The following is a 24,215-nucleotide window of genomic DNA, read 5'->3' on the forward strand; positions in this document are numbered from 1 at the left end:
GATTACGATTTGGTCGACTGCTCAAAGCGGCGCAGCAGCTGGTTCCCGCGCTCTACCGCGGAATCCAGCGCCTGCTGTGGCGTTTTCTTCCCGGTCCAGACGCTTTCCAGCTCTTCATCCACGATGGTGCGGATCTGCGGCATGTTGCCCAGGCGCAGGCCTTTGGTGAACGGCAACGGCGGCTTGTTCAGCATCTGACGCGTCGCGATATCCGCGCCCGGGTTTTTGCTGTAGAAGCCCTGCTCGCGGGTCAGGTCGTATGCGGATTTGGTGATCGGCAGGTAGCCGGTCTTCTGGTGCCATTCGGCGGCAATCTCAGGCTTCGCAAGGAAGTCGAGGAACTCGGCCACGCCTTTGTAGGTGCCCTTGTCTTTGCCCTGCATCACCCACAGGCTCGCTCCGCCGATGATGGCGTTCTGCGGCGCGCCCTTCACGTCAGCATCGTACGGCATCATGCCCACGCCGTAGTTGAATTTGGCGTAGTGACGGATGTCCGCCAGCGAACCGGAAGACGCGGTGGTAATGGCGCAGTCGCCGTTGTAGAACTTCTCGGTGGATTCGTCTTTACGGCCGAAGTAGCTGAAATCGCCCTTCTTGTTGAGTTCTTCCAGCAGCGCGATGTGCTTCACCTGCTCCGGCTTGTTGAACTCCAGTACCGCGTCGGTGCCGTCGAAGCCGTTGTTTTTGGTCGCCACCGGCAGGCCGTGCCAGGCGCTAAAGTTTTCAATCTGGATCCAGCCCTGCCAGCCGCTGGCGTAGCCGCACTTCATCCCCGCCGCTTTCAGCTTCGCGGTGTATTCCGCGAGGTCCTGCCAGGTTTTTGGCGGCTGCTCCGGGTCTAAACCCGCTTTCCTGAAGGCGTCTTTGTTGTAGTACAGCACCGGCGTGGAGCTGTTAAACGGCTGAGACAGCAGATGCCCGGTTTTGGAATCGGTGTAGTAGCCCGCTACGGTCGGCACAAACTGAGATTCATCGAAGTTGATACCGGCCTCTTTGAACACTTCATACACCGGCTTGATGGCTTTGGAGGCCATCATGGTGGCGGTGCCCACTTCATAAACCTGTAACAGCGCTGGCGCGTTGCCGGTACGGAAAGCGGCAATCCCTGCGCTCAGGCTCTGCTCGTAGTTGCCTTTGTACACCGGCACAATTTTGTAATCCGGATGGGTGTCGTTGAAACGCTGCGCCAGGGAGTCAACTTCTTTACCCAACTCCCCTTCCATGGAATGCCAGAATGGAATGGTCGTCACAGCCATTGCGTTTGTCGCAAAAGCCAGACCCAGTGCCAGACCCAAAGCTGTGTGTCGTAACGATGTCATTGTCATCTCTCTTATTGTGCCGGATGCGCGATATCACGCGTTTTATGCTCGCGAGGTAACATGACATGCTCGAATGACAGAAAAATAACTGTTTGTTTACAGATAAGTGACAACAAAGCGTCAGGGGGATGATGGTTGTGTGAAGGGGTTGGGGGTTAAAAAAAGCCGGGTGGCGGCTACGCCTTACCCGGCCTGGTCGATTCCGTAGGCCCGGTAAGCGCAGCGCCACCGGGCGATACAGACGGCTCAGCCGCCCAGGTAAGCGCTGCGCACCGCTTCGTTCGCCAGCAGCGCGTCGCCGGTATCCTCCAGCACCACGCGGCCGTTCTCCAGCACGTAGCCACGGTCGGCGAGCTTCAGCGCCTGGTTGGCGTTCTGCTCGACGAGGAAGATGGTCATTCCCTCTTTACGCAGCTGCTCGATGGTGTCGAAGATCTGCTGGATGATGATCGGCGCAAGGCCGAGCGACGGCTCGTCCAGCAGCAGCAGGCGCGGCTGGCTCATCAGCGCGCGGCCAATTGCCAGCATCTGCTGCTCACCGCCGGACATGGTGCCCGCACGCTGGATGCGGCGCTCCCACAGGCGCGGGAAGAGCTCGTACACCCACTTGATGCGGGTCTGGTATTCATCGCGATGGGCGAAGAAGCCGCCCATCGCCAGGTTCTCTTCCACCGTCATGCGGGAGAAGACGCGGCGCCCTTCCGGGACAATCGCCACCGCCTCGCGCATGATTTTCGCGGTCTGCCAGTCGGTAATGTCTTTGCCATCAAACACAATCCGCCCGCTGGTGGCGCGCGGGTCGCCGCACAGGGTGCCGAGCAGCGTGGTTTTTCCCGCGCCGTTGGCGCCAATCAGGGTGACGATTTCCCCCTGATGGATATGCAGGCTGACGTCGTGCAGCGCCTGAATCTTGCCGTAGTGCGCGTTGACCTTGTCGAACGTTAACATCGCTTTTTCCATCTTATGCCTCGCCCAGGTATGCGCGGATCACGTCCGGGTTGTTGCGGATCTCTTCCGGCGTGCCGTTTGCCAGCGGCGTGCCCTGGTTGACCACGTAGATACGGTCGGAAATACCCATTACCAGCTTCATGTCGTGCTCAATCAGCAGGATAGTAGTGTCGTGGCTATCGCGCAGCTCGGCAATCAGCTCGTCCAGCTCTTTGGTCTCTTTCGGGTTGAGCCCTGCCGCCGGTTCGTCGAGCATCAGGATCTCCGGCTGGGTCACCATGCAGCGCACAATCTCCAGGCGACGCTGGTCGCCGTAGGCCAGGTTGCTCGCCTGACGGTTGGCGTGCTGCAGCAGGCCGATGCGGTCGAGCCAGGTGGCGGCGCGGTCGAGCGCCTCATCCTGGGCGCGGCGGAAGGCGGGGGTTTTCAGCAGGCCGGAGAACAGCCCGGTTTTCAGCTGCTGATGCTGTGCCACCAGCAGGTTCTCAATCACCGTCATCTCGCGGAACAGACGCACGTGCTGGAAGGTACGCACCACGCCCATGCGGGCAATCTGCTGGCCCGCCAGCCCTTCAAGGTGCTGGTCGCGCAGCATGATGGTGCCGCCCGTCGGCTTGTAGAAGCCGGTCAGGCAGTTGAAGACCGTAGTCTTCCCCGCGCCGTTGGGGCCAATAAGGGAGACAATCTCTTTCTTGTGCAGATCCAGATTCACGTTGTTGACCGCCAGCAGGCCGCCAAAACGCATCATCAGGCCGTTAACGGATAATAATGGCTGACTCATGCCTGCTCTCCTTTTGCTTGCCCGTTCTTCAGCTTCAGCTGTGGACGGGTCATCGGCAGAAGGCCCTGCGGACGCCAGATCATCATCAGCACCATCAAACCACCCAGCATTAACATGCTGTATTCGTTAAAGTCGCGCATCAGCTCGCGCGAGACCACCAGCAGAATGGCCGCGAGGATAACGGCAAACTGCGAGCCCATCCCGCCCAGCACCACGATCGCCAGCACAAAGGCGGATTCGGCGAAGGTGAACGATTCCGGGCTGACGAAGCCCTGACGCGCGGCAAACAGCGTTCCGGCGAAACCGGCAAACGCGGCGCTGATGGTGAACGCGGTCAGCTTGATGCGGGTCGGGTTCAGGCCCAGGGAACGGCAGGCAATCTCATCTTCGCGCAGCGCTTCCCACGCGCGGCCCAGCGGCATGCGCAGCAGGCGGTTGATCACGAACAGGGTGATCACCACCAGCAGCAGCGCCACCAGATAGAGCCAGATCACGCGGTCGGACGGGTCATACTTCACGCCGAAGAAGTTGCTGAAGGTGTCCCAGCCGCCTTCGCGGGCGGTCCGGCTGAACTCCAGGCCGAAGAAGGTCGGTTTCGGGATCTGGCTGATGCCGTTCGGGCCGCCGGTCACGTCGGTGTTGTTCAGCAGCAGGATACGGACGATTTCGCCGAAGCCTAAGGTCACAATCGCCAGGTAGTCACCGCGCAGGCGCAGCACCGGGAAGCCGAGCAGAAAACCTGCGGCGGCAGAGACCAGCCCCGCCAGCGGCAGGCAGGTCCAGAAGCCGAGGCCGTAATAGTGGTTCAGCAGCGCGAAGGTGTAGGCGCCGATGGCGTAGAAGCCGCCGTAGCCGAGCACCAGCAGGCCAGAGAGCCCCACCACCACGTTCAGGCCGAGACCGAGAATCACGTAGATCATGGTCAGGGTAGCGATATCCACGGTTCCGCGCGAGACAACAAACGGCCACGCCACGGCGGCCACCAGCAGCGCCACGAGGAACAGCTTCTGCTTCACGGTAGAACCGTCGATTGCCGGCAGGACGAACTTCGGCCCGGAGACGTTTTTCAGCGACTTCTGGAACAGCGGACGCAGCAGCTGGAACAGGAACACCACGGCAGTGCCGATAAATACCCACTCCCAGCGGATATCGGGGGCGGTATCCACCACCAGCTTCGTCCCGTCCAGACCTAGCTGGACGCCCATAAAGACGCCCGCCAGCACGAAGAACATGGCGGCAGAGAGCAGCGCCATCGCAAAATGCATCGGTTTCATACTTTCTCTACCTCCGGACGGCCCAGAATACCGGTAGGCATCACCAGCAGAACCAGAATCAGCAGGGCAAACGACACCACGTCTTTATATTCCGTGCTCAGATACGCCGAAGAGAGCGCCTCCGCCACGCCCAGGATCAGGCCGCCGATCATCGCGCCCGGAATACTGCCGATACCGCCCAGCACCGCCGCGGTGAAGGCTTTCATCCCGGCCATAAAGCCGATATACGGATTGATTACGCCGTAGAACTGGCCGAGCAGGACACCTGCAACGGCAGCCATCGCGGCGCCGATCACGAAGGTCAGAGCAATCACGCGGTCGGTGTTGATGCCGAGCAGGCTCGCCATCTTAAGATCTTCCGCACAGGCGCGGCAGGCGCGCCCCATCCGCGAGTAGCGGATGAACAGCGTCAGGGCGAGCATCGCAATAAAGGTCACAACCCAGATGACGAGCTGCATGGTGGTAATAGAAGCGGCGAAGTTTTCACTGGCCCCCACAATCCACTGGCCGTTAAACAGGCTCGGCAGCGCCACGTCGCGCGAGCCTTCGGTCAGGCTGACGTAGTTTTGCAGGAAGATGGACATCCCGATGGCGGAAATCAGCGCAATCAGACGCTTGGAGCTGCGCACGGGCCGGTAGGCCACGCGCTCGATGCTCCAGCCGTAGGCGCTGGCAATCACAATCGCGCCGACAAACCCGGCGGCGACCAGCAGCCAGCTGCTGTCGATGCCCATCATCATCAGAGCGGCGATAATCATAAAGGAGACATAGCTACCGATCATGTAGACCTCGCCGTGGGCGAAGTTAATCATGCCGATAATGCCGTAAACCATCGTATAGCCGATGGCGATCAGCGCGTAGGTGCTTCCCAGCGTAACGCCGTTAAACATCTGCTGCAGGAAATAGAGAAACTGCTCGGACATATGCAAACCTTTTTATACCCGCCCGGCGGTCCGGGCGGTGGGATAATTATTTGGCGGCCGAGGAAGACCCGTCGGCGTGCCACTTGAAGACACCAAACTCAAATCCCTTCAGATCGCCTTTCTCATCCCAGTTCAGCGGCCCAATCACGGTGTTCGCCCCGTGTGCTTTTAAATCCTTCACCAGATCCAGCGGTTCTTTGCTGCCGGTACGCTCCAGCGCGGTGGCCAGAGACTGCACGGCGGCGTAGGTGATCCAGACGTATGGACCACTCGGATCTTTCTTCTGCGCCTTGAGCGCATCCACGATAGCCTTGTTGGCCGGATCCTGGTCATAGCGTTTTGGCATCGTCACCAGCATGCCTTCTGCAGAATCCCCCGCGATGTTCGACAGTGAGGCATTGCCCACGCCCTCTGGCCCCATAAACTGGGTTTTCAGGCCGGTGGCGCGCGCCTGACGCAGCATCTGACCCATCTCTGGGTAGTAGCCGCCGTAGTACACGAAGTCGATGTTCTCTTTTTGCAGACGGGCGATCAGCGCGGAGAAGTCTTTCTCACCGGCGGTAATGCCGTCGAAGAAGACGATATTTGCGCCGCCTTTTTTCAGGCCGTCCTGCACGGAGCGCGCCAGGCCTTCGCCGTACTGCTGCTTGTCATGAATAATCGCGATACGCTGAGGCTTGACGGTTTCAAGGATGTATTTGGCGGCGGTTGGCCCCTGGGAGGAGTCCAGACCGGCGGTACGCATGATGTGCTGGTAGCCACGCTGGGTCAGCTCCGGGTTGGTCGCGCCGGGGGTGATCATCAGGATGCCTTCGTCTTCGTAGATGTCAGACGCGGGCTGGGTGGAGGATGAGCACAGGTGGCCAATCACATACTGGATACCGTCGTTGACGATTTTGTTAGCGACCGCGACGGCCTGTTTTGGATCGCAGGCGTCGTCATATTCCACGCCCACCAGCTTGTCGCCCTTGATACCGCCCTTCGCGTTGATGTCTTTGATGGCCTGGCGCGCGCCGTTGAACTCCATGTCACCCCACTGGGCAACGGGGCCGGACATTGCGCCCACTACCGCAACTTTAATGTCCTCCGCCATAGCGGCATGCGAGATCGACAGTGCAACCATTCCCGCGATAAATGTTTTCGCGTTCCTTTTCATCTCTGAATCCCCATTCGTGATGTCGTGTTTATATTTTGTTTTATTATGGTTAAAAAGCACTCTGTACTTTTAATGAACAACGCTATTTTTACCAGTGCCTTTAATGGTTTAGCGCAGGTTTTTGCCAAAAACCAGACTAAAATCTCTATTTTTCAGGCGATTAAGCAAAGATAATATTCTGAAATCAGTCAGAGATAAACAACTAAAAGTAGAGTTTGCAGCATAAAATAACGGTACAAAGCGCCGAATAAATCACTACCATTCAGGTTAAAATTCTGCTTATTTTTCGATCCATGTGTTTTCAGACTGCCCATCGCGTTGCCAAAAAACTAATCACCTGGTTAATGAGAATAAAAAGAGGAAGCCGCTGGGTGGATAAATTGAGTACACTGCCCCTACTCAATTTGATTTGGACAAGTAGCTAATGAAACTGACTATCGTGCGTCTGGTGACCTTTAGCGACCAGGATCATATCGACCTGGGCAAGATCTGGCCGGAATATTCCCCTTCGTCACTGCGCGTGGATGAGACCCACCGCATTTATGCCGCCCGCTTTAACGAGCGCCTGCTGGCAGCGGTTCGCGTCACCCTGAGCGGTACGGAAGGGGCGCTGGACTCGCTGCGCGTGCGTGACGTCACCCGCCGTCGCGGCGTGGGACAGTATTTAGTTGAAGAAGCGATCCGCGAAAACCCGAGCGTAACCTCATGGTGGATGGCCGACGTGGGCGTGGAAGATCGCGGCGTGATGGCGGCGTTTATGCAGGCGTTAGGGTTTACGGCGCAGGAGAGCGGGTGGGCGAAGCGCTAAAAGAAAGCCGGGTGGCGGCTGCGCCTTACCCGGCCTACGAGGTGCTGTGCGGTCTGATGCCCTCACCCCGGCCCTCTCCCACGGGGAGAGGGAGAAAACATTAAAAAAAGGCAACTTACGTTGCCTTTTTGCTTTTATTTGGCGTCGGTCGCGGTACCGTTCGCGTGCCAGTCAAACACGCCGAACTCGAAGCCCTTCAGGTCGCCCTTCTCATCCCAGGACAGCGGCCCCATGACCGTATCCACCTTATTCGCTTTCAGCCATTTGGCAATTTCCGCCGGATCGGCAGACTGGTTCAGGCCCGCCTGCAGCGACTGCAGCGCCGCGTAGGTGGTCCAGACGAACGCGCCGCTAGGATCCTGTTTCTTCGCCTTGATGGCATCTACGACAGGTTTGTTCGCAGGGACCTGGTCATAGTTCTTCGGCTTGGTCACCAGCAGGCCTTCGGCTGATTCACCCGCAATGTTAGACAGGGACACGTTCGCCACGCCTTCCGGGCCCATAAACTGGGTTTTCAGGCCCGCCGCGCGCGCCTGGCGCAGGATCTGGCCCATTTCCGGGTGGTAGCCACCGTAGTACACGAAGTCGATGTTCTCTTTCTTCAGACGCGCCACCAGCGTGGAGAAGTCTTTCTCACCGGCGGTGATCCCGTCGAAGAACACCACGTCGGCATTGGCTTTCTTGAGGTTGTCCTGCACTGAACGCGCCAGACCTTCACCGTACTGCTGCTTGTCATGAACGATGGCAATGCGCTTCGGCTTCACTTTTTCGACGATGTATTTCGCCGCGGTTGGGCCCTGATCGGAGTCCAGGCCGGTGGTGCGCAGGGTCAGCTTGTAGCCGCGTGCGGTCAGCTCCGGTGCGGTCGCCGCCGGGGTGATCATCAGGATACCTTCGTCTTCGTAGATGTCAGACGCGGGCTGAGTTGAAGAAGAGCACAGGTGGCCGATAACGTATTTGATCCCGTCGTTCACCACTTTGTTCGCGACCGCGACCGCCTGTTTCGGGTCACAGGCATCATCATATTTTACGATCTGCAGCTTTTCGCCCTTAATACCACCCTTAGCATTAATGTCTGCAACCGCCTGCTCGGCACCCGTGAACTCCTGGTCGCCGTACTGCGCTACCGGACCGGACATGGCGCCAACCACAGCCACCTTAATGTCTGCCTGCGCCATGGTGCTGAATGCCAACGCGATACATCCTGCCAGTAACGCTTTACCCTTCATGTTCATCCTGAGATTCCCCATTATTATGGTTATTACGATTGTTGTGATGTTGTTGTGCAGCGCTTTATGTCAATTATAGGTGTGCTGTTCGCGCTTTTTCAGCATACTCTGCTAAAACATACCCGATTTTTATGATTTTGGAATAGCTAATTTGAAATGAATATATGCCGGGCCCGGCCGGGATTTCTGCCGGGCATGTGGCTTTAACGTGTCAGCGAGGCGGAGATAATGTCCAGCGCTTTACGGAACTGCGCTTCAGGAATAGTCAGCGGATAGAGAAAACGAATCACGTTGCCGTAGACGCCGCAGCTCAGCAGAAGCAGCCCTTCCTGCAGCGCGCGCTCCTGCACCTGGCGAGTGAATTCCGGCGAAGGATGCCCCGTTTGCGGGTCGTTAAACTCCACCGCCACCATCGAACCCTGCGCGCGAATGTCGGCGATATGCGGGCAGTTTTCCTTCGCTTTGTTCAGCACCTCCACCAGGTGATGGCCAAGATGCGCCGAGCGCGTGCAGAGATCCTCTTCGTCAATCACGTCGAGCACGGCATGCGCTGCGGCAATCGCCAGCGGGTTCCCGGCGTAGGTCCCGCCCAGCCCGCCCGGCGCGGGCGCATCCATCACCTCAGCACGGCCCGACACCGCCGAGAGCGGCATCCCGCCCGCCAGGCTTTTTGCCATGGTGATCAGATCGGGCTTCACGCAGTGGTGCTCCATCGAGAACAGCTTGCCGGTACGGGCAAAGCCGCTTTGCACCTCGTCGGCAATCAGCAGAATGCCGTGGGTATCGCACAGGCTGCGCAGCGCCTGCATAAAATCAGCGGGCGCGATGTTGAAGCCGCCCTCTCCCTGCACCGGTTCGAGAATAATCGCCGCAACCTGGTCCGGCGCGATATCCGCCTTAAAGATGCGCTCCAGGCTTTTTAGCGCTTCCGCCGTGCTGACGCCGTGCAGTTCATTGGGGTACTGCGCGTGATACACCGAGCCGGGGAACGGGCCGAAGCCGATCTTGTACGGCGCAACCTTGCCGGTCAGCGCCATGGTCATAAAGGTGCGGCCGTGGAACGCGCCGCCAAAGGTGATAAGGCCGGGACGGTGGGTATACGCCCGGGCAATTTTGACGGCGTTTTCAACCGCTTCTGCGCCCGTTGAGAAAAAGGCCGTTTTCGCCGGGCCGTCAATTGGCACGCGTGCGTTGATGCGTTCGGCAAGCGAGACATAGCCTTCATAGGGGACAATCTGGTAGGCCGTGTGGGTAAAGGCGTGGAGTTGTTTTTCGATGGCGGAAATGACTCTGGGATGGCGATGGCCGGTATTCAGCACCGCGATCCCCGCGGCGAAGTCGATGTACTCGTTACCCTCGACGTCCCACACCGTGGCGTTGTCGGCTTTATCGGCATAGAAGTTACACATCACGCCGATGCCGCGCGGCGTCGCCTGTAAACGCCGGTCGTTGAGTTCGTTGTTTTTCACCCTGTCCCCCTGAGAAAGTCGCCTGCTTAGCGCATCAGTAAGTGTTTGCCAGGGGGAAGGAATTCGCCAGAGCGGGGGATAAAAAAACAAAACCCCCGGACTCTCATCCAGGGGTTCTCGATGCACTTCGCGAAAATTACGCTTCGATAGCGGCGCGAAGTTTTTTCATGGCGTTCTTTTCAAGCTGACGAACGCGTTCCGCAGAGACGCCGTAGCGGTCGGCCAGCTCCTGCAGCGTGGACTTGTTGTCTTCGTCCAGCCAGCGGGCGCGGATAATATCCTGGCTACGTTCGTCGAGGCCTTCCATCGCATGGGTCAGCTTGTTCGCGGCCTGATCTTCCCAGTTGTCCTCTTCAATGCCGTCGGCAAAGTTAGAGGTTTTATCCTGCAGATACAGAACCGGTGCCATCGGCTGGCTGTCAGATGCGTCGTCGTCGGAGGACATATCAAAGGTCATGTCCTGCGCGGCCATACGGGATTCCATCTCACGCACGTCTTTGCTGGATACGCCCAGCTCGCGCGCCACCATTTCCACTTCATCCTGATTGAACCAGCCCAGACGCTGCTTGGTTTTACGCAGGTTGAAGAACAGCTTGCGTTGCGCTTTTGTCGTGGCGACCTTCACGATACGCCAGTTGCGCAGCACGTATTCATGAATTTCTGCTTTGATCCAGTGCACGGCGAAGGAGACGAGTCGCACACCCACTTCCGGGTTAAAGCGACGCACAGCCTTCATCAGGCCGATGTTACCTTCCTGAATCAAGTCCGCCTGCGGCAGGCCATAGCCCGCGTAATTACGAGCAATGTGAACAACAAAGCGCAGGTGAGACAGGATCAGCTTTTTCGCTGCTTCCAGATCGCCCTGGTAATGCAGCTTTTCAGCAAGCTCCTTTTCTTCCTCGGCCGTCAACATCGGCCAGGTGTTCGCAGCCCGGATGTAAGATTCCAGGTTACCAACAGGGGCTAAAGCTAAAGTTTGCATTTCTTTGGTCATTCATTCCTCTCAATGTTTCTTCTGGTCTAGGCTGTCCCCGTCAGGCAACAACCATGCCAAAGCGTTTGAGCAACGAGATTAGCATTCACTCTTTTATCAGACAGTGATTTTATCCACAAGTTCCAGGTGCAACGGTGAATAAATTACGCACAAAATGTGACATGAAGATGATACTGCGGGAAAGAGAAACAGGGACATCTTTCCCTGCAGAGCAAACACCTCGGTGCAGGGAAAGATTATATCACGCTTTTATTAGTCGGGAGTAAAGTGACGTAAATGTTGAACGGTTGCCAGCCAGGCTGCCACCCACCCAATCATCGAGCACACCAGCAGCAGTAACAGGCACTCATCGAACCCTAAGCCGCTGATATTAAACTTGGTTCCGAAAACCTGCGCCACTTCCGTCACGGCAGATGAAAGCCGCATCACCAAAATTTCTGACAATATCAGTGAAAGAAATGCGCCGGAAAAACCGAGCAACGCGCCGCCGTAAAGGAACGGACGGAGGATGAAGCCATCCGTCGCACCAATCAGTTTCTGCACGTTGATGGTATCGCGGCGGGCGAAGATGCTCAGACGCACGCTGTTACCAATGACGAGGAAGACCGCCGCCACCATCAGCACGCCAATCATCGCCGCGACGCGGCCTACCAGCCCGGTCAGAGCAGAGAGACGCGCAAACCAGCTGTCATCCATGCGCACTTCATCAATGCCCTTAATGCGCGTGATGCGATCGCGCAGGGTGTTAAGCGAATCGGTCCCCTGGAAATCCAGCTTCGGGATCACCACCGCCACGGCGGGCAGCGGGTTCTCTTCGAGCATGTCCAGCGCGCCGCCAAAGCCAGACCAGTTGCGGAACTCGCCCAGCGCGTCTTCACGGGAGAGATAGTTGACCTTCTCCACGCCCTGCTCGGCCTGAATTTGCCCAACCACCTGCGCCGCCGCGTTATCGTCGAGCGCTTTATCGAGATAGACCGTGATCTGCGGGGACGGATAATACTGTGAGGCCGCCTGGTTGACGTTTTTATAGACCATATAGCAGACGCTTGGCAGCGTCAGAGAGATGGCAATCACCATCACCGTCAGGAACGTCGCCAGCGGTTTGCTTTTCAGGTCCTGCAGCGCGCCGTGGAACGCGTAGCGCACCTGCTCGTTAAACACGTTGGTTTTGCGGGAAGCAGGTTTTGGCGCGGCCTTCTGGCGCTTCGGCGCATTACGATTGCCGTCACCGCCGCCCTGCGGCTTACGGAAGCGGTCAAACCGGTTCCCGAACTGCCGAATCTGGTTTATTGCATCACGCTTATTCACCGTGGCCTCCGTGCAAATGACCGTCGCTCAGGGTCAGCATGCGGTACGAACGACGGGAAATGAGTCCGATGTCGTGCGTCGCCATCAATACGGTGACCCCCACGCGGTTAAACTCCTCAAACAGACGCAAAATCCCTTCTGACAGGGCATCGTCCAGGTTACCGGTCGGTTCATCCGCCAGCAGCACGGCAGGCTTGTTCACCACCGCGCGAGCGATGCCCACGCGCTGCTGTTCACCGCCGGAGAGCTGGATCGGGAAGTTCTTCGCTTTGTCCAGCAGCCCGACCTTATCCAGCGCCGCGGAGACGCGACGGCGGATATCGTCATAGCTGGCACCGGCAATAATCAGCGGAATGGCCACGTTATCGAAAACGGTGCGATCCATCAGCAGGTGGTGATCCTGGAAAATCATGCCGATCTGACGACGCAGGAACGGCACTTCGCGGTTTTTCAGGCGGCTGATCTCATGGCCGCCGAAAAAGATTTTCCCGGCGCTTGGCCGCTCGATCCCACAGATAAGCTTGAGCAGGGTACTTTTCCCCGCGCCGGAATGGCCGGTCAGGAATGCCATCTCGCCCGGCTGCAGGTGGAAAGTGACCCCCTGCAGCGCTTGTCTCCCACCGAGATAGGCCTTGCTGACGTGTTCAAAGCGAATCATTGTTAGTCCTCTCGGGCAAATAATGCCTCAATAAAGTCGTCCGCCTTAAACGGACGTAAATCCTCAATACGCTCGCCCACACCGATGTAGCGGATAGGAATGCCGAACTGGTCGGCCACGGAGAAGATCACCCCGCCTTTCGCGGTGCCGTCCAGTTTGGTCAGCGCAATCCCCGTCAGTCCTACCGCTTCATGGAACAGCTTCGCCTGGCTGATGGCGTTCTGTCCGGTGCTGGCATCAATGGTCAGCATAATTTCATGCGGTGCGTCTTCGTCCAGCTTCTTCATGACGCGAACGATTTTCTTCAGCTCTTCCATCAGGTGCGATTTGTTCTGCAAACGCCCTGCGGTATCGGCAATCAGCACGTCCACGTTGCGCGCCTTCGCCGCCTGGATGGCGTCGAAGATCACGGATGCGGAATCCGCGCCGGTGTGCTGGGCAATCACCGGAATATTGTTGCGCTGGCCCCAAACCTGCAGCTGCTCAACCGCCGCCGCGCGGAAGGTATCCCCCGCCGCCAGCATCACCGATTTACCCTGCTGCTCGAACTGACGCGCCAGCTTGCCGATGGTGGTGGTTTTACCCACGCCGTTCACGCCGACCATCAGAATAACAAATGGCGTTTTGCCTTCAATATTAAGCGGTTCGTCAACTTTTGCGAGAATTTCACCCATCTCGTCTTTCAGCAGGCCGTACAGCGCTTCGGCGTCGCGCAGCTGTTTGCGGCTCGCTCCTTCTGTCAGGTTGGCGATGATCTTACGGGTGGTGTCCACGCCGACGTCCGCAATCAGCAGCTGTTCTTCCAGCTCTTCAAAGAGATCGTCGTCGATCTTCTTGCCGCGGAACAGGCTGATAAATCCGGAACCTAAGTTTTCTTTGGTTTTCAGCAGGCTGCGCTTCAGGCGGGCGAAGAAACCTTCTTTGGTCGGTTTTTCCTGCTCCTGAACGCTCTCTTCTTCCGGTTCTTCTTCCACCGGCACGACGATGACCGCGTCTTCCGCGGCTTCCGCCGCCAGCGCCTGGGCTTCTAGCTCTTCGTCGGTCAGCTCTGGCTCAAGCGCCGCCTCTTCTTCCACCGCCTCAACAATTTCAACGGTTTCCGCTTCGGCCTGCCACTCTTCGGCTGACACCTCTTCGGCCTTCACCTCTTCCGGCAGCGGCAGCTCTTCGTGTTCAATAACGGCCTGCGGCGCGTCGGCAACGTCTTCAACGACAACCGGTTCTGGCTTCTCGCTCTCCTGAACCTGCTCCGTGACTTCAACCACCTCTTGTGCAAAGGATTCAATCTCTTCTTTGCTGTGCGCCGTTTCTTCCGCTTCGACTACCGCGGCGGTTTCTACAGGCGTTTCAGGCTGCGACGGCTCTTCAACGGCTTGTTGCTCTTCGGTTTTCTGTTCTGTTTCTTGCTCTTTTTCACCGAAGCCCAGCCAGGAAAAGAAGCCACGTTTTTTTTGTTTTGCCATCTGCGACTACACTCCTCGCGGCGCTATATACATGGAAGCTAAAAAAATGATGAAATAGTCTAACACTTTACTTAATTGACATCACCGCCCGCAATCGTAGGCCAATTGTTAACAGAGCTTTCCTGAGATGAAGAAACCCAACCGCGCCCCGGCCGGTCAAATTCGTATTATCGGCGGTCAGTGGCGAGGCCGGAAATTACCGGTGCCGGATAGCCCCGGTTTACGCCCTACTACCGACCGCGTGCGCGAGACGCTGTTTAACTGGCTGGCCCCGTCAATGGTAGACGCCCGCTGCCTGGACTGCTTTGCCGGAAGCGGCGCGCTCGGGCTGGAAGCGCTGTCGCGCTATGCCGCCAGCGCGACGCTGCTGGAGATGGAGCGCGGCGTGGCGCAGACGCTGCAGCAAAATCTGGCGACGCTGAAGGCGAGCAACGCGAAAGTCGTGAACACCAACACGCTGAGTTTTCTTGCGCAGAAAGGCACGCCGCATAATGTGGTGTTTGTCGACCCGCCGTTCCGCAAGGGGCTTTTGGAAGAGACGTTATCCCTGCTGGAGCAAAACGGCTGGCTGGCGGATGATGCATTAATTTACGTTGAAAGCGAGGTGGAAAACGGTTTACCGCCGGTTCCCGCTCACTGGGATCTGCACCGCGAAAAGGTCGCCGGTCAGGTTGCCTATCGTCTTTATCACCGTCAGGCACAAGGAGGCCCCGATGCCGGTACTGATTAACCTGGGACGTTTGCTGATGCTGGGCGTCTGGGCATTTTTACTGCTCAATCTGGTGCACCCGTTCCCGCGCCCGATGAACATTTTCGTTAACGTGGCGCTGATTTTCACCTCGTTCATGCACGCCCTGCAGATGGTGATGCTGAAAAACGGCCTGCCGAAAGACGGCCCGCAGATGACCGGCTGGCAGCAGCTGCGCGTGTTTATCTTCGGCGTGTTTGAGCTGCTGGTGTGGATGAAGAAGTTTAAGGCGCAGGTGAAGAAGTAAGGTGCGCGCTATCGCCCGGTGGCGCTTCGCTTACCGGGCCTACGGAACCCTGCAGGCCGGGCAAACGCAGTGCCGCCCGGCGTTACCGCTCCGGTGCAAACCCTTCAAATCGCGACCCTTTGTAGCTCAGCGCCCCTTTCTCCCCCACCGTCAGCTGATGGTACTGCTGCGCCTCCAGGCGGAAGGTCATCTCGAGGCCGCCCGTTTCCGGCTTAAAGCTCGCCTCATAGCGCATTGCCGCGCCCGCAGGCGTCTCCTGCTGCTGGCGCGAGCGGCGGTCGTTGAGCGGTTTCTCGCGTTTGTTCGTCACTACCACGCGCTTTTGCACCAGCGGTGCGGCATCGTTATCCGCCTTTTCGCGGCGCTGCTGCACGAAACGGAACGAGGCGGCAATGACGATAATCGCCACCACGATAATGAAAAACAGCGGCATCTTGCTCATTGAAAAATCCCATCAGATTATGCGGAATTCAGGATACCTTGCCTTCCCCGCCATTGCCAAACGCCCGCCCGCGTCACTACACTGGATCAGAAACTGATTATTCAGACTTAACAGATACAGGGAGTTAATATGCTTTGGTCATTTATCGCTGTCTGTTTTTCCGCATGGCTTTATGTCGATGCGTCGTACCGTGGTCCCACCTGGCAGCGCTGGCTGTTTAAACCCGTCACGCTACTGCTGCTCCTGCTGCTTGCCTGGCAAGCACCGATGTTTAACGCCGTCAGCTACCTGGTCCTCGCCGGGCTGTGCGCGTCCCTGATTGGCGATGCCTTGACCCTGCTGCCGCGCCAGCGCCTGCTGTACGCCGTTGGGGCATTTTTCCTGTCGCATCTGCTGTATACCATCTACTTTGCCAGCCAGATGACGCTCTCCTTCTTCTGGCCGCTGCCGCTGGTCCTGCTGGTAATTGGCGCCCTGCTGATCGCGGTGATCTGGTCACGGCTGGAAGAGATGCTTTTGCCGGTCTGCACGTTTATCGCCATGACCCTGGTAATGGTATGGCTGGCCGGTGAACTGTGGTTCTTCCGTCCGACCGCCCCGGCGATGTCCGCGTTTTTCGGCGCCGCGCTGCTGCTGGTCGGCAATATCGTGTGGCTGGGCAGCCACTATCGCCGCCGCTTCCGGGCGGATAACGCGATAGCCGCCGCCTGTTACTTTGCCGGGCACTTCCTGATTGTGCGTTCGCTGTATATTTAAATAGCGCTTGACTCTGGAGTCGACTCCAGAGTGTATGCTGCGGTTAATGAGAAAATTATCATTGCCGGAGACTGCCATGTCGACTCCAGAAATACCTAAAAAAGTCCCACAATTCTCGGCGCTTAAGCTCAGCCCGGCTCCGTCGAAGGACGACTGCTGCTGCGAAGGCGCGTGCAAAACGCCCACTCAACCCCTCCCTGAAAGCGGCAACCGCTACAGCTGGGTCGTCAACGGCATGGACTGCGCGGCCTGCGCCCGTAAAGTTGAAAACGCGGTGAAGCAGGTGCCGGGCGTGAGCCACGTTCAGGTGCTGTTCGCTACCGAAAAGCTGCTGGTCAGCGCCGATAACGACGTCAGCAAGCAGGTGGAAGCGGCCGTCAGCAAGGCGGGCTATACCCTTCGTAGCGACACGGCACCCGTTGAAAAAGCCTCCTCGCTGAAAGAAAACCTGCCGCTTATTACCCTCATCATCATGATGGCCCTGAGCTGGGGGCTGGAGCAGATTAATCATCCGTTCGGCAACCTGGCGTTTATCGCCACCACGCTGGTCGGGCTGTTCCCGATTGCCCGTCAGGCGCTGCGCCTGATGAAAAGCGGCAGCTGGTTCGCCATCGAAACGCTGATGAGCGTGGCGGCGATCGGCGCGCTGTTCATTGGCGCGACGGCGGAAGCGGCGATGGTGCTGCTGCTGTTCTTAATCGGCGAACGTCTTGAGGGCTGGGCGGCGAGCCGGGCGCGTAAAGGGGTCAGCGCGCTGATGGCGCTGAAGCCGGAAACCGCCACGCGCGTGATTAACGGCGCGCGTGAAACGGTTGCCATCGCGGCGCTGCGCCCGGGTGACGTGATTGAAGTGGCCGCCGGGGGACGACTGCCTGCCGACGGCGCGCTGCTCACCGCCACCGCAAGCTTTGATGAAAGCGCCCTGACCGGGGAATCCATTCCGGTAGAGCGTGCCGCAGGTGAAAAAGTGCCGGCTGGCGCCACCAGCGTCGACCGGCTGGTGCAGCTCACCGTGCTTTCCGAGCCGGGCGAAAGCGCCATCGACCGTATCCTGAAGCTGATTGAAGAGGCAGAGGAGCGCCGCGCGCCGGTCGAACGCTTTATTGACCGCTTCAGCCGAATCTACACGCCCGCCATCATGCTGGTGGCCCTGCTGGTCACCGTCGTTCCACCGCTGCTCTTCGGCGCGCCGTGGGAGGGCTGGATTTATAAAGGGCTGACGCTGCTGCTGATTGGCTGCCCGTGCGCGCTGGTGATTTCCACCCCGGCGGCGATTACCTCAGGACTGGCGGCAGCGGCACGTCGCGGGGCGCTGATTAAGGGCGGCGCGGCGCTGGAACAGCTGAGCCAGGTCCAGCATATCGCCTTCGACAAAACCGGGACGCTGACCGTCGGCAAGCCGCAGGTGACCGGCGTGTATCCGCAGGACATCAGTGAAGACGCGCTGCTGACGCTGGCCGCCGCCGTTGAACAGGGTTCCACCCACCCGCTGGCGCAGGCGATTGTGCGTGAAGCGCAGTCGCGCGGGCTGAGCATCCCTCCGGCAACCGCCCAGCGGGCGCTGGTCGGGTCAGGGATTGAGGCCGTCGTTGACGGTAAAAAGGTGCTGATCGTTGCGGCCGGCAAGTCTTCCCATCCAGAGGTTGAGGCGTTAGAACAGACCGGGCAAACCGCCGTGAACGTCATGCAGGACGGCGTGGCGAAGGGGATGCTGGCCCTGCGCGATACCCTGCGCGAAGACGCAAAAGAGGCCGTGGCGGCGCTGCATCAGCTGGGCGTGCAGGGCGTGATCCTCACCGGCGATAACCCTCGCGCGGCGGCGGCCATTGCCGGAGAGCTGGGGCTGGAGTTTAAGGCCGGGCTGCTGCCAGCCGATAAGGTCAGCGCGGTCACGGAGCTGAACGCACGCGCCCCGCTGGCGATGGTCGGTGACGGGATTAACGATGCCCCGGCGATGAAAGCGTCCACCATCGGTATTGCGATGGGCAGCGGTACAGACGTGGCGCTGGAAACAGCCGATGCCGCATTGACGCACAACCGGCTGACCGGCCTGGCACAGATGATTAGCCTGGCGCGCGCGACGCGGGCTAATATCCGGCAGAACATCGGCATCGCGCTCGGGCTGAAGGGGATTTTCCTGGTGACCACCCTGCTGGGCATGACCGGGCTGTGGCTGGCGGTGCTGGCGGATACCGGCGCGACGGTGCTGGTGACGGCGAACGCGCTGCGGCTGCTGCGACGCCGGTAAAAAAGCCGGGTGGCGGCTACGCCTTACCCGGCCTACAATTCGGTACAACACGTAGGCCCGGTAAGCGTCAGCGCCACCGGGCTATTTTTCAGGCGAAGTAGCTCATCGCCAGGCCTAAAAACAGCACCAGACCGACGTAGTTATTATTCATAAACGCCTTGAAGCAGGCGTCGCGCTCGCGCTTCGCAATCAGCTTTTGCTGGTACGCAAACAGCAGACCTGCCACCAGCACGGACCAGTAGAACTCCCAGTTCAGCCCGTTGAGACGGCCAATCACCACCATCAGCGCCAGTACCGCGACCTGCAGGATACCGATAATCAGCTTATCCTGACGGCCAAAAAGGATGGCGGTGGATTTAATGCCAATCTTAAGGTCGTCATCGCGGTCGACCATCGCGTACTGCGTGTCGTACGCCACGGCCCAAAGTATGTTCGCCAGGAACATCAGCCAGCAGCTAAGGGGTAAGGACTCACTGACCGCCGCAAACGCCATCGGAATCGACCAGCCGAACGCCGCGCCCAGCACCACCTGAGGCAGGTGGGTGTAGCGCTTCATAAACGGATAGATCCAGGCCAGCGCCAGCGCCGCAACGGAAAGCAGAATGGTCATGGTGTTGAGGGTTAACACCAGCAGGAAAGAGAGCAGCACCAGAATACTGAACAGCACGCGGGCTTCTTTCCCGGTGACCTGTCCGCTGGGTAACGGACGACCGGCAGTACGCTTAACGTGGCCGTCGAATTTACGATCGGCATAGTCATTCACCACGCAGCCCGCCGCACGCATCAGCCAGACCCCGGCCACGAACACGCCAAGGATCCACAGCGGCGGCACGCCCGGCGTGGCGAGCCACAGCGCCCACAGGGTCGGCCATAGCAACAGGAAAGTGCCAATCGGTTTATCGGTACGCATCAAGCGGTGATACGCCAGCAGCTTATTCTGCGTCAGGCTCCACTCCATTTTTTCTTCCTCTTAGTACAACGGTGATGCCGGTAAAAAAAGCTCCGTCAGAATTAACGGCTTACCGCTCAGGCGAAGGCGGGAACGACGCCCCCAGAGTTCGGCATCACGACCAATCTCAATAAAATCCCGGGTCAGCTCAGACGAGGTGAAAAGGTAACGCCCCAGCGGCGTTTTCCCCAGACGCTGCAGCGCCAGCTCTGGCCCGGAAAGGGTGGACTCGGGCACCACCGTCCGCCCGGCAAGCCACGGCTCACCGTCAGCACAGAGTAAAATTTCGCGCAGCCAGTAACGAGGATCTTGCGGCAGCAGCGGCAGCTCGCTGGCGATCTCCTCGCCAGAGACAAACCCTTCCTGAATCAGGGTCACCGTGACCGTTTTATCCTGCTGCTCAAAACGTTTCGTCATGGAATCTTCCAGCAACAACCAGTCCAGTTGCTGAGGATCAAGCGCAGGTATTTGGTCGAAATAGCGCAGTGCACGCAGGCGCAAAAGCGCGGGGTGTGACATGCCAGACTCTCCGATACATAACGTAATGGCATTGTATCGCAGAAACGCGGATTGAGGGGGGCCAAACGTTATTTAACGATCACGATCGCAACATGGATGTAACAGCCTGGCCGAGACGAAAAAAAGTGCGCCCACTCAGGCGCACTAAACTACTGACAAATCAGCACTGTGGGGAAACGGTTACCCCTTGCCTTTTACACTGCTGATAAAGGTGGAACGGGCAGTGGTTGAACCTAAACGTTCGGCTTCATCAAGCAGTTTCAGCGCTTTATCGACATCGCCACGCTTCACCGCCTGCTTAATGGCGTTGTTGAAGTACTCTTCGGTGTCGTTCAGTACCGGCTCCGCCTTCTTCGCCGGGGCAGGCGCTGCGGTCGCTGCCGGCACGGCTGCCGTGGCGGCTGGCGTGGCGGCTGGCGCGGTATAGGCAGGTGCAGCGGTGTTGCCTACGGTGACCGGGCCGTTACCTGAGGAGCCAAACAGCGGGCCGACCAGGACGCTGGACGCGTTGTTCGTTGAGACTTTCAGCTTAAGCAGGCCGTCGGTGACGTGGCGCGCTAACGGATCCGGAATGTCCGGAACAGAGTTACCCGTTCCTTTGGCGTAGGCTTTTGCCGGATCGATAAGCTTCGTGGTCTGCTGCAGATCTTTTTCGGTCGTGAAAACCAGAACATAAATCTTCTGCTGTCCCAGAGCAGGCGTCAGGCGCATTTTGCCTTCAAGACGGTCGGCGCTCATGACGCCAGGCTCCTGGTAACTAAAATACTCGCTTGGGAAGAAAGCAGATGGCGTCAAGTTTTGATCCAGAATCAGCACGTTCGGCGCAAAGACGCTGGTTTGCTTGTTCACTTCGCTGGTTAACGTCAGGGTCAACTCACCAATGTTGGCCGGCACGCTGTAGGCGGCAACCGGTCCGGTGATCCCCGGCACGTTTAGCTGCTGGCCACCCGTAGAAAGCTGTGTCGACTGCGTTTTAGATTGATCGACAGGCGTCCATGTCAGCTGCTGGAGCGCCGCCGCTGGGATAGCCGGCGCAGCGCTGGTATTTTGTGGTACGAAATTCACGTCTGCAAAGGAGACCGCCGGAACACAGGCCATCAGCCCCGCAGAGAGGCACAGCGCGACGAGACTTTTCTTCATTTTCATTGTTATTACCTCTGATAGCAGTGAGCACTGCGGTGGCCAGGCAATAGCGCGCAGTACCCTAAGGAGAGAGGGGCTTGCGCCCCTCTTTCAGGTCATTACGTCAGGTCTAACGAATTACCACCAGATTTCCATCTGGGCACCGAAGGTCCACTCGTCAGAGTCGCCGCGGCTGAAGGTTTTTGCGGAAGTATCGCTGTACGCAACACCAGAGTCATAGCCAGCACCGGAGTTGCTGTTCGCGTAGCCCCATTTCTCATCCCATTTCGCATAGGTTGCGAAGACACGGATCGCCGGACGGGACCAGATGCTGTCGCCAGCCTGCCATTGCTGTGCCAGGGTAATTTTGTACTGGTTGTTGGTGTCGTTAGTTTTCTGAGACTTAACGTTGTCGTAGCCCACTTCAAGCAGGGTACTCATGATTGGCGTCCATTTGTACATAGGACGGACACCGACGGTCCACCACTTAGTACCGTTGTTGTTGTCCAGGTTGATGTCCTGGTACATACCCACGTACATCAGATCCCAGGAGTCGCCCAGAGAGATCGCACCGTGGTCCAGCACGCGCCACATGTCGCCGTTGTTGTTGATGCTGCCGCCTTCCGGACGGCCCTTGCCGTTGGAGGTCATAGAGTCAGTTGCGTACTGCAGCACAAACTTGTTAAAGCCCTTCAGCATGCTCTGGGTGTGTTCAGCCGTGAACATCCAGCCGTCTTTAGACGCGCCAGGCTGCAGGTAGTAGTCATCTGGAATATTGGTGTGACCATAATCAACACCGAACTCCAGCGTACCGCCTTCGTTGACCTGCATCTGTGCTAAACGGACGTCGAAGACATCGTTCGGTACCAGGTTGTCGTAAATACGGTTACCCAGCGCATCACGATCGGCAAAGGTCGCTGAGCCGCCAGCTTCAGAAGAGCGGGTTGCAGCCAGAGAGAGCTTACCGAAGCCCAGGTCGATGTTTTCGATACCCGCACCAGGACCTGAAATATCCCAGTAGTAGAAGTCGATCATGTGAACGTCATGACGCTGATAGAAGCGCTTACCGGCCCAGATGGTGGAACCTGGCAGTGCGTCAATGAGGTTTTTACCCTGCACGTTAGCTTCACGGAAGGCTGGGCTGGTGGATTCCCAGTCGTTCTGCTGAGAGACGGAATACGCAACGTTGGTGTCGAAGTAGAAGCTCTTATCGCCCTCTTTCCACACTTCCTGGCCCAGCTTCAGTTCGGCGTAGGTTTCACATTCGTTACCAAGACGGTATTTACTTTGAGCACCTGTTGCCTGGAAGCACTGCTGTTCACCGCCACTACCGGTCCAGCCGATGCCGGAACGAGCATAACCTTTAAAGTCCACGGCGCCCGCCTGGGCAGACAGGATGCCTGCCGCAATGGCGATTGCCAGAGGGACTTGTTTGCGCAGAGTAATCATCATTCTATCTCCTGAGATCATTGCTTTTCTTTGAACACTTCACCTGTCGGCTTCGTGTCTTCTTTTGGGATTGCTTAAACGCCTGGCTCTTTATGCAACCGACGACATGCAGTGCCATCCTCACGGAACAGATGGCAGCGCTCTGGCGGCAAACCGATAGCGAATGTGGCACCCTCTTCTACCAACACCACGTCGTTCTGGCGGTAGACCAGGTTCTGACGGATGGCGGGGATCTGGATATGAATCTGTGTTTCGTGACCAAGCTGTTCGACGACCTGAACCTCACCTTCCAGCGTCACATCGGCGATGTGGCTCGGCAGCAGGTGCTCAGGACGAATACCGAGGGACATGTTTGCCCCCACCTGTACGTTGGCGCTGTCGACCGGCAGCCAGACCTGCTGACGGTTTGGCAGCTCCACCTGTACCTGTTCAATGGCTGTCGCGGTCACTTTGACCGGCAGGAAGTTCATCTTTGGCGAGCCAATAAAGCCCGCAACAAAGCGGTCTGCCGGGTAGTGGTACAGCTCCAGCGGTTTACCCACCTGCGCCACGCGACCGGCATCCAGCACCACGATTTTGTCGGCGAGGGTCATCGCTTCGACCTGATCGTGGGTGACGTAAATCATCGTGCGGCCAAGACGCTTGTGCAGACGGGAGATTTCGATACGCATCTGGACGCGCAGGGCGGCATCCAGGTTAGAGAGAGGCTCATCAAGCAGGAACACGCGCGGTTCGGCCACCAGCGTACGGCCAATCGCCACGCGCTGACGCTGACCGCCAGAAAGCGCTTTTGGCTTACGCTCTAGCAGGTGCGCCAGCTGCAGCACTTCTGCCACCTGCGTCACGCGCTGGTTAATCACCTCTTTCTTCGCGCCGGCCAGCTTCAGGCCAAAGGACATATTTTCGGCAACGGAAAGGTGGGGATAGAGTGCATAAGACTGGAATACCATACCGACGCCGCGTTCGGCAGGCGGGATGTCATTCATTCGGGTATCACCGATCAGCAGGTCGCCGCTGGTGATGGTTTCAAGACCGGCAATCATACGCAGCAGGGTTGATTTACCACAGCCTGATGGGCCAACAAACACCACGAATTCGCCTTCGTGGATGTCCAGATTGATGTCTTTCGACACCACAACGTCACCCCAGGCTTTCGTTACATTACGCAGCTGTACGCTCGCCATGCCCTTCTCCCTTCGTTACAACCTGTCGCCGACAGAAACATTCAAGATAAGTTCACTATGGGGTATCCATTACTTTCCTGAATCCTCCACCCCCCGGCTTTTTTATGGGGGAGGAGGCGGGAGGATGAGAGAGCAGGCTCTGCGACCGCCGTGGGCGGGCTGAGGCAAAATTCGTGAAGCCGCCTGCAAAATTCGGTGGGTTTTTATGTGCGCCAGCACTC

General features: G+C 58.2%; 23 protein-coding genes. 5 read left to right on the plus strand and 18 right to left on the minus strand.

Annotation, left to right across the window (positions count from 1 at the left end; genetic code table 11):
- Positions 1–2: 2 nt before the first annotated feature.
- The 6 genes from ugpB to livK all read right to left on the minus strand — a co-directional run bounded on the left by ugpB (position 3) and on the right by livK (position 6,401).
- Complete coding sequence (gene ugpB / locus ACJBF3_RS17665) at positions 3–1,319, minus strand: sn-glycerol-3-phosphate ABC transporter substrate-binding protein UgpB (protein WP_045328894.1); 1,317 nt, start codon at positions 1,317–1,319, stop codon at positions 3–5.
- 246 nt (positions 1,320–1,565) lie between these two features.
- On the minus strand, positions 1,566–2,279 hold the full coding sequence (gene livF, locus ACJBF3_RS17670; RefSeq protein WP_072265650.1) for a high-affinity branched-chain amino acid ABC transporter ATP-binding protein LivF: 714 nt from the start codon (positions 2,277–2,279) through the stop codon (positions 1,566–1,568).
- A 1-nt stretch (position 2,280) separates the two neighbouring features.
- Entirely contained in the window at positions 2,281–3,048 is a 768-nt protein-coding gene (gene livG, locus ACJBF3_RS17675; protein ID WP_045328896.1) for a high-affinity branched-chain amino acid ABC transporter ATP-binding protein LivG, read from the minus strand.
- Complete coding sequence (locus ACJBF3_RS17680; protein WP_045328897.1) at positions 3,045–4,322, minus strand: high-affinity branched-chain amino acid ABC transporter permease LivM; 1,278 nt, start codon at positions 4,320–4,322, stop codon at positions 3,045–3,047. Before ACJBF3_RS17680 ends, livG begins: the two co-directional genes overlap by 4 nt.
- A complete protein-coding gene (gene livH, locus ACJBF3_RS17685) occupies positions 4,319–5,245 on the minus strand; it encodes a high-affinity branched-chain amino acid ABC transporter permease LivH (RefSeq protein WP_008500099.1) in 927 nt (308 codons plus the stop codon). The genes ACJBF3_RS17680 and livH overlap by 4 nt, the downstream gene beginning before the upstream one ends.
- Positions 5,246–5,291: 46 nt before the next feature.
- Positions 5,292–6,401, minus strand: coding sequence for a high-affinity branched-chain amino acid ABC transporter substrate-binding protein LivK (gene livK / locus ACJBF3_RS17690; protein WP_045328899.1), 1,110 nt, complete (start codon positions 6,399–6,401; stop codon positions 5,292–5,294).
- Positions 6,402–6,825: 424 nt separating this feature from the next.
- Here livK and panM point away from each other — a divergent pair, with 424 nt between their 5' ends.
- A complete protein-coding gene (gene panM / locus ACJBF3_RS17695; protein ID WP_045328903.1) occupies positions 6,826–7,209 on the plus strand; it encodes an aspartate 1-decarboxylase autocleavage activator PanM in 384 nt (127 codons plus the stop codon).
- Between the two features lie 134 nt (positions 7,210–7,343).
- Here the strand turns inward: panM and livJ are convergent, their stop codons facing one another.
- The 6 genes from livJ to ftsY all read right to left on the minus strand — a co-directional run bounded on the left by livJ (position 7,344) and on the right by ftsY (position 14,330).
- A complete protein-coding gene (gene livJ, locus ACJBF3_RS17700; protein WP_072265651.1) occupies positions 7,344–8,444 on the minus strand; it encodes a branched chain amino acid ABC transporter substrate-binding protein LivJ in 1,101 nt (366 codons plus the stop codon).
- 197 nt (positions 8,445–8,641) lie between these two features.
- Positions 8,642–9,907 carry a 4-aminobutyrate--2-oxoglutarate transaminase gene (locus tag ACJBF3_RS17705; RefSeq protein ID WP_045328905.1) on the minus strand — a complete coding sequence of 422 codons (1,266 nt, stop codon included), beginning with the start codon at positions 9,905–9,907 and terminating at the stop codon, positions 8,642–8,644.
- 136 nt (positions 9,908–10,043) lie between these two features.
- Positions 10,044–10,901 (minus strand): RNA polymerase sigma factor RpoH, encoded by an 858-nt coding sequence (rpoH, locus tag ACJBF3_RS17710; protein ID WP_028015143.1) that lies wholly within the window; start codon positions 10,899–10,901, stop codon positions 10,044–10,046.
- Between the two features lie 252 nt (positions 10,902–11,153).
- Entirely contained in the window at positions 11,154–12,209 is a 1,056-nt protein-coding gene (ftsX, locus tag ACJBF3_RS17715; RefSeq protein ID WP_045328907.1) for a permease-like cell division protein FtsX, read from the minus strand.
- Positions 12,202–12,867, minus strand: a complete 666-nt coding sequence (gene ftsE / locus ACJBF3_RS17720; protein ID WP_025758973.1) for a cell division ATP-binding protein FtsE — start codon at positions 12,865–12,867, stop codon at positions 12,202–12,204. The genes ftsX and ftsE overlap by 8 nt, the downstream gene beginning before the upstream one ends.
- A 2-nt stretch (positions 12,868–12,869) precedes the next feature.
- Entirely contained in the window at positions 12,870–14,330 is a 1,461-nt protein-coding gene (gene ftsY / locus ACJBF3_RS17725) for a signal recognition particle-docking protein FtsY (RefSeq protein ID WP_045328910.1), read from the minus strand.
- A gap of 127 nt (positions 14,331–14,457) precedes the next feature.
- Here ftsY and rsmD point away from each other — a divergent pair, with 127 nt between their 5' ends.
- Both rsmD and ACJBF3_RS17735 read left to right on the plus strand, forming a co-directional pair.
- Entirely contained in the window at positions 14,458–15,060 is a 603-nt protein-coding gene (gene rsmD, locus ACJBF3_RS17730; RefSeq protein WP_045328912.1) for a 16S rRNA (guanine(966)-N(2))-methyltransferase, read from the plus strand.
- On the plus strand, positions 15,044–15,325 hold the full coding sequence (locus ACJBF3_RS17735) for a DUF1145 family protein (protein WP_008500088.1): 282 nt from the start codon (positions 15,044–15,046) through the stop codon (positions 15,323–15,325). Before rsmD ends, ACJBF3_RS17735 begins: the two co-directional genes overlap by 17 nt.
- Positions 15,326–15,407: 82 nt before the next feature.
- Here the strand turns inward: ACJBF3_RS17735 and ACJBF3_RS17740 are convergent, their stop codons facing one another.
- Complete coding sequence (locus tag ACJBF3_RS17740) at positions 15,408–15,767, minus strand: DUF2500 domain-containing protein (RefSeq protein ID WP_045328914.1); 360 nt, start codon at positions 15,765–15,767, stop codon at positions 15,408–15,410.
- Positions 15,768–15,896: 129 nt separating this feature from the next.
- Between ACJBF3_RS17740 and ACJBF3_RS17745 the strand changes: the two genes are divergently transcribed.
- The gene (locus ACJBF3_RS17745) at positions 15,897–16,523 is read left to right on the plus strand and encodes a lysoplasmalogenase (RefSeq protein ID WP_045328915.1); all 627 of its coding nucleotides are present in this window, start codon (positions 15,897–15,899) and stop codon (positions 16,521–16,523) included.
- 76 nt (positions 16,524–16,599) lie between these two features.
- Entirely contained in the window at positions 16,600–18,771 is a 2,172-nt protein-coding gene (gene zntA / locus ACJBF3_RS17750; RefSeq protein WP_045328917.1) for a Zn(II)/Cd(II)/Pb(II) translocating P-type ATPase ZntA, read from the plus strand.
- An 88-nt stretch (positions 18,772–18,859) separates the two neighbouring features.
- Here the strand turns inward: zntA and ubiA are convergent, their stop codons facing one another.
- From ubiA to malK, 5 genes are all read right to left on the minus strand, one after another.
- A complete protein-coding gene (gene ubiA / locus ACJBF3_RS17755) occupies positions 18,860–19,729 on the minus strand; it encodes a 4-hydroxybenzoate octaprenyltransferase (RefSeq protein WP_045328919.1) in 870 nt (289 codons plus the stop codon).
- A gap of 12 nt (positions 19,730–19,741) precedes the next feature.
- A complete protein-coding gene (gene ubiC / locus ACJBF3_RS17760; protein WP_045328920.1) occupies positions 19,742–20,239 on the minus strand; it encodes a chorismate lyase in 498 nt (165 codons plus the stop codon).
- A gap of 180 nt (positions 20,240–20,419) precedes the next feature.
- On the minus strand, positions 20,420–21,385 hold the full coding sequence (gene malM, locus ACJBF3_RS17765; protein WP_045328922.1) for a maltose operon protein MalM: 966 nt from the start codon (positions 21,383–21,385) through the stop codon (positions 20,420–20,422).
- Positions 21,386–21,499: 114 nt separating this feature from the next.
- Positions 21,500–22,813, minus strand: a complete 1,314-nt coding sequence (locus ACJBF3_RS17770; RefSeq protein ID WP_045328924.1) for a maltoporin — start codon at positions 22,811–22,813, stop codon at positions 21,500–21,502.
- A gap of 71 nt (positions 22,814–22,884) precedes the next feature.
- The gene (gene malK / locus ACJBF3_RS17775; RefSeq protein ID WP_008500080.1) at positions 22,885–23,994 is read right to left on the minus strand and encodes a maltose/maltodextrin ABC transporter ATP-binding protein MalK; all 1,110 of its coding nucleotides are present in this window, start codon (positions 23,992–23,994) and stop codon (positions 22,885–22,887) included.
- Positions 23,995–24,215 lie beyond the last annotated feature (221 nt).

The sequence above is a fragment of the Enterobacter sp. PP-008-ECC_S150 genome, assembly GCF_045257065.1.
In the GTDB taxonomy this organism is placed as follows: domain Bacteria; phylum Pseudomonadota; class Gammaproteobacteria; order Enterobacterales; family Enterobacteriaceae; genus Enterobacter; species Enterobacter chengduensis.